Source organism: Desulfosarcina sp., from assembly GCF_041551955.1.
In the GTDB taxonomy this organism is placed as follows: domain Bacteria; phylum Desulfobacterota; class Desulfobacteria; order Desulfobacterales; family Desulfosarcinaceae; genus Desulfosarcina.
The window spans coordinates 1-4,347 of record NZ_JBFELV010000430.1; the positions used below are offsets into that span (position 1 = coordinate 1).

The 4,347-nt window shown below is 55.7% G+C and carries 5 protein-coding genes and 2 tRNA genes; 4 read left to right on the top strand and 3 right to left on the bottom strand.

Translation table 11 applies throughout. The features are described from left to right. Both ABYV26_RS21790 and ABYV26_RS21795 read right to left on the bottom strand, forming a co-directional pair. Positions 1 to 246 (bottom strand): saccharopine dehydrogenase NADP-binding domain-containing protein (locus tag ABYV26_RS21790; protein WP_372683466.1); only part of this gene is annotated, 246 nt, incomplete at its 3' end. Positions 247 to 728: 482 nt separating this feature from the next. Further along, a tRNA-Arg gene (locus ABYV26_RS21795) sits at positions 729 to 805 on the bottom strand. 184 nt (positions 806 to 989) lie between these two features. Between ABYV26_RS21795 and tadA the strand changes: the two genes are divergently transcribed. The 4 genes from tadA to ABYV26_RS21815 all read left to right on the top strand — a co-directional run bounded on the left by tadA (position 990) and on the right by ABYV26_RS21815 (position 3,931). Further along, positions 990 to 1,454 carry a tRNA adenosine(34) deaminase TadA gene (gene tadA / locus ABYV26_RS21800; protein WP_372683467.1) on the top strand — a complete coding sequence of 155 codons (465 nt, stop codon included), beginning with the start codon at positions 990 to 992 and terminating at the stop codon, positions 1,452 to 1,454. A gap of 60 nt (positions 1,455 to 1,514) precedes the next feature. Then, entirely contained in the window at positions 1,515 to 2,807 is a 1,293-nt protein-coding gene (locus ABYV26_RS21805) for an adenylosuccinate synthase (RefSeq protein ID WP_372683468.1), read from the top strand. Positions 2,808 to 2,878: 71 nt separating this feature from the next. Beyond that, positions 2,879 to 2,955, top strand: a tRNA-Pro gene (locus tag ABYV26_RS21810). An 82-nt stretch (positions 2,956 to 3,037) separates the two neighbouring features. Then, complete coding sequence (locus ABYV26_RS21815; RefSeq protein WP_372683469.1) at positions 3,038 to 3,931, top strand: NAD(P)-dependent oxidoreductase; 894 nt, start codon at positions 3,038 to 3,040, stop codon at positions 3,929 to 3,931. Between the two features lie 26 nt (positions 3,932 to 3,957). Here ABYV26_RS21815 and ABYV26_RS21820 read toward each other — a convergent pair. Next, the coding region (locus ABYV26_RS21820) for a dihydrofolate reductase family protein (protein ID WP_372683470.1) at positions 3,958 to 4,347 on the bottom strand (390 nt) is incomplete at its 5' end.

Genomic DNA, 4,347 nt, shown 5'->3' on the forward strand with positions numbered 1-4,347 from the left:
ACATGCTATTTTGGCGATATCGAGATTGAAATGGTAGGGAAGACAAGAAACAATTGCATCATGTGCCTTCATTAATTCTACAACCTGGTCGATATCGGAGGCGTCTATTATTTTTGTTACAAACGGGAGCTCCGCTCTTTCGCTGCGGGCCGCGCCGGTAACCTGATAGCCGGTTTTTTTGAGCAATACACCCACGAGTGACCCAACTTTGCCCAAGCCTAAAACCAAAATAGATTTAATCGTCATTTTCCAATCCATCTCCTATTATGTATCGCATCGATGACCATCTGATCGTGAACCCGTTCACGGGGGTGAAATGAATAATGTGTCGTAGCACACTCTATTGTAGGCGTTTGCAGGGTGCCGCCGATGCGCGGCGCCGGGCATGCAGACGTACTATCCGTACTTCAAATGCCCGGAAACAAACTAGATGCGGTACCCTGTAAACGCCTACCTGATCTTAGAAAAAGGGGTAGCACTCCGGTTGGTAGAAAACAAGCTCAAAGAAAGGCCCGTCAACCATGGGGCCTCAAGGGAAACAGCCTTCGGAAGATAATGGCTGAAGGCCCGGACGGCCCCGAGGTATCCGCTTTATGGCCGGGGAAAGGTGGTCGCGTTTTTTATGGCGGTCGGGGTTTCGGCGAACCGTGTCTACGCGCAGTTCAAACAGGATCTATTTACCACAAAAAAAAGGGCTTAGCCAAAACTGGCGAAACCCTTGGTTTTACTGGCGCGCCCGGCAGGATTCGAACCTGCGACCTACGGATTCGTAGTCCGGCACTCTATCCAGCTGAGCTACGGGCGCTAAAAAGTTGGACTGCTACTTAAGCCAAACGGAGGAGCATGTCAATGAATTCTTTGAATGGCACACTCCCCGGTAACGGTTGTCAGGGCCGATATGCACGGATCACGACCCGATCTCCTCCGATTCAAGGCAGACACAAAAAAATCTATTGATCACAACCCAAAAAAAAGTAGACTGTCAAACCATGGCACCCTCACACGAACATTTCATGCAGATGGCCATCGATCAAGCCATTCTCGCCGGTCAAATGGGAGAAGTGCCGGTTGGTGCGGTCATGACCAATGCCGACAACCAGGTCATCTCACGGGACCACAACCGAACCATCAGCTGCTGCGATCCATCGGCTCATGCGGAGATCAATGTACTTCGTTCGGCCGCCCGCCGGATAAAAAATTATCGTTTGTTAAGCACCACGCTCTATGTTAGCATTGAACCTTGTGCCATGTGCATGGGGGCCATTGTCCACGCCCGGGTAAAGACAGTGGTCTTCGGGGCACCAGACCCAAAATGGGGCGCGGCCGGAAGCCTCTACCACCTCGGTCGGGACGCGCGACTCAACCATCAGGTCGAAATTATACAGGGAATCTGTGCGGACCGCTGCCGGCTGGTGATCCAGGAGTTTTTTCGCCAACGGCGCAAGGCTTTCTGAAACTCACGACCATCGCTCGTTTACGCCTTTCGGTTGATCATATTGATGAAGGAGCATCTCGTGGCAAATATCGTAATTGTAGGCACCCAGTGGGGTGATGAGGGAAAGGGAAAGATCGTTGATCTTCTTGCCGCCGACGCCGACGTGGTGGTGCGGTTCCAGGGTGGCAACAACGCCGGCCACACCATGGTCGTGGATGGCGAACAATTTATCAGCCACCTGATACCGTCCGGGATCCTTCAGAAGAAGATCTGCGTGATCGGCAACGGAGTTGTCGTTGACCCCGAGGTATTGATCGAAGAAATCGATTACCTGGAATCCAAAGGGATTGCCGTCGGTCCCGACATTCTCAAGATCAGCGACCGAGCCCATGTGATCATGCCCTATCACAAACTGGTCGACCACGGTCGCGAACGAATGAAGGGCGACAAGAAGATCGGCACCACCGGCCGGGGCATCGGACCCAGTTACGAAGACAAGGCCACCCGGCGCGGTGTTCGTTTCGCAGACCTGATCGACCCCGAATCCTTCGATGAGCGCCTGCAGGCCATCGTTCCTGAAAAGAATTTTTACCTGGAAAAATTCCTGGGCACCGACACCGTGGATCTCGAGTCGATGCGGGATCAGTACACCCAATTCGCCAAGCGGCTAAACCCTCACGTCACCAACGTTTCCGTGGCCATGCAAAAAGCCGGCAAGGACGGAAAACAGATTTTGTTCGAAGGCGCCCAAGGCACCCATCTGGACATCGATCACGGCACATACCCCTATGTCACCTCTTCCAACACCGCCTCCGGCAATGCCTGTTGCGGCAGCGGCGTCGGTCCGAAAGATATCCACGGCGTGATCGGCATCGTCAAGGCGTACACCACCCGTGTGGGCGCCGGTCCGTTCCCGTCGGAACTGTTTGACGATATCGGCGACCTGATTCAACAGACCGGCGCGGAATTCGGCGCTACCACCGGCCGGCGTCGGCGTTGCGGCTGGCTGGATACGGTCATCCTCAACAATGCAGTCAGGCTGAACGGGCTCACCGGTCTGGCCATTACCAAACTGGATGTGCTCGGACAGCTGGACGAAATAAAAATCTGCACCGCGTACGAATACAATGGCCAACGCATCGATGAGGTACCGGCCAATCTCAACTACCTGGCTGCTTGCAAACCGGTATATGAGACCCTGGGCGGATGGCGGCAGGATATCCGCGCGATTCGACGCTACCAGGACCTGCCCGAGCTCGCCCGTCAATACCTGTCTCGCATAGAAGACTTGACCGGCGTACCCATTCAGATCGTCTCGGTGGGACCGGGAAGGGATGAAACCATCGTTCTGGACAACCCCTTCACCCGCTAAAAAAAAGGGCATCGCAATCGCGCTTCAACCTATTGACTTTTTAGATGCCTTGACGTACTAAGACCACCCATCGGGACATGGCTCAGTCTGGTAGAGCACAGCGTTCGGGACGCTGGGGTCGCAGGTTCAAATCCTGCTGTCCCGACCAAATTGGTTGAAAGGGGTTGCGGTTGCATAATCGTGCCCCTTTTTCATTTCCGAATCTGTCAATCATTTAAGGGGAGGATCACATGACCAACCAACGCATCGGATGGATCGGGACGGGCGTCATGGGCGCGTCCATGTGCGGGCACCTGTTGGCCGCTGGGCACCGTCTGACGGTGTTCAGCCGAACCCGCGACAAAGCGGTCAAGCTCCTTGAAAACGGGGCGGCCTGGGCCGACACGCCAAAAGCCGTGGCACAGCGCAGCGATATCGTCTTCACCATGGTGGGTTTTCCGGACGATGTCCGGGAGGTGATCTTAGGAGATGAAGGCGTACTGGCGGGAGCCAAAACCGATGACACGATCGTGGACATGACCACATCCAGCCCAGACCTGGCCGGCGCCATTCACCATGCATGCGCCGCAAAAGGGGTAAAGGCGCTGGATGCACCGGTTTCGGGCGGCGACGTGGGCGCAAGGGAAGCAATTCTGGCGATCATGGTAGGCGGTGACAAGCCGGTGTTCAATGCGGTCAAGCCACTGTTTGAGATCATGGGGAAAACCATCGCCTTGATGGGCGGTCCAGGTACCGGCCAGCACACCAAAATGACCAACCAGATCCTGATTGCCGGCACCATGATCGGCGTGGTGGAATCACTCTTGTATGCCCAGCGGTCCGGCATGGATGCCCACCAAGTGATCGATGTGATCGGCAAAGGAGCGGCCAGCTCGTGGTCCATCAACACCCTGGGCCGCAGAATTGCTGACGGCGACTTCAACCCGGGGTTCTACATCAAGCACTTTGTCAAGGATATGGGCATCGCCCTGGAAGAGGCGCGGCGCATGCAGCTGTCGCTGCCCGCGCTGGCCCTGGTCCACCAGTTTTACGTGGCCGCCATGGCCATGGGATGGGAAGACCTGGGCACTCAGGGCTTATTTCAGGTGCTGGCGGCCATGAACCGGAAAGCATCAATTTCATAGTTTGACGAATGGACGGTCACAGCCTATCATTTTGGGTGAATGACCCGGTAGCGAACGCACAGCGTGTTTTCGTCTATCTGACAGAATGATTTCAAGGCCAATTTCAGGTCAACGGCGCCTGAAAAGATGGACAGTCCGGTGCCAAAGGCAAAGGGCGACAGCGTGAGGATCAACTCGTCGATCAGTCCCTTTGCGGCGAAGAGCTGGTTGATCTTCGCCCCGCCCACCACCACGGCTTCCTCGTAGCCCTGGGAGGCCAGTTCGGCGATGATCTGTTCGGGGGGCGCCTGGGTAAACTCCAGATCGTCCCGGTCGGATCGGCGATCCAAGTTGCGGGTCATGACGATGGTTTTGCGGCCGGGCAGCACCCGCCCGATAGTATCGAAAGTCGTCGACCCCATGATCATGACACCGGC

Bases quoted from the DNA above. Each gene is read 5' to 3' on its own strand.
- ABYV26_RS21815 (WP_372683469.1), top strand. From the start codon at position 3,038: ATGACCAACCAACGCATCGGATGGATCGGGACGGGCGTCATGGGCGCG.
- tadA (WP_372683467.1), top strand. From the start codon at position 990: ATGGCACCCTCACACGAACATTTCATGCAGATGGCCATCGATCAAGCC.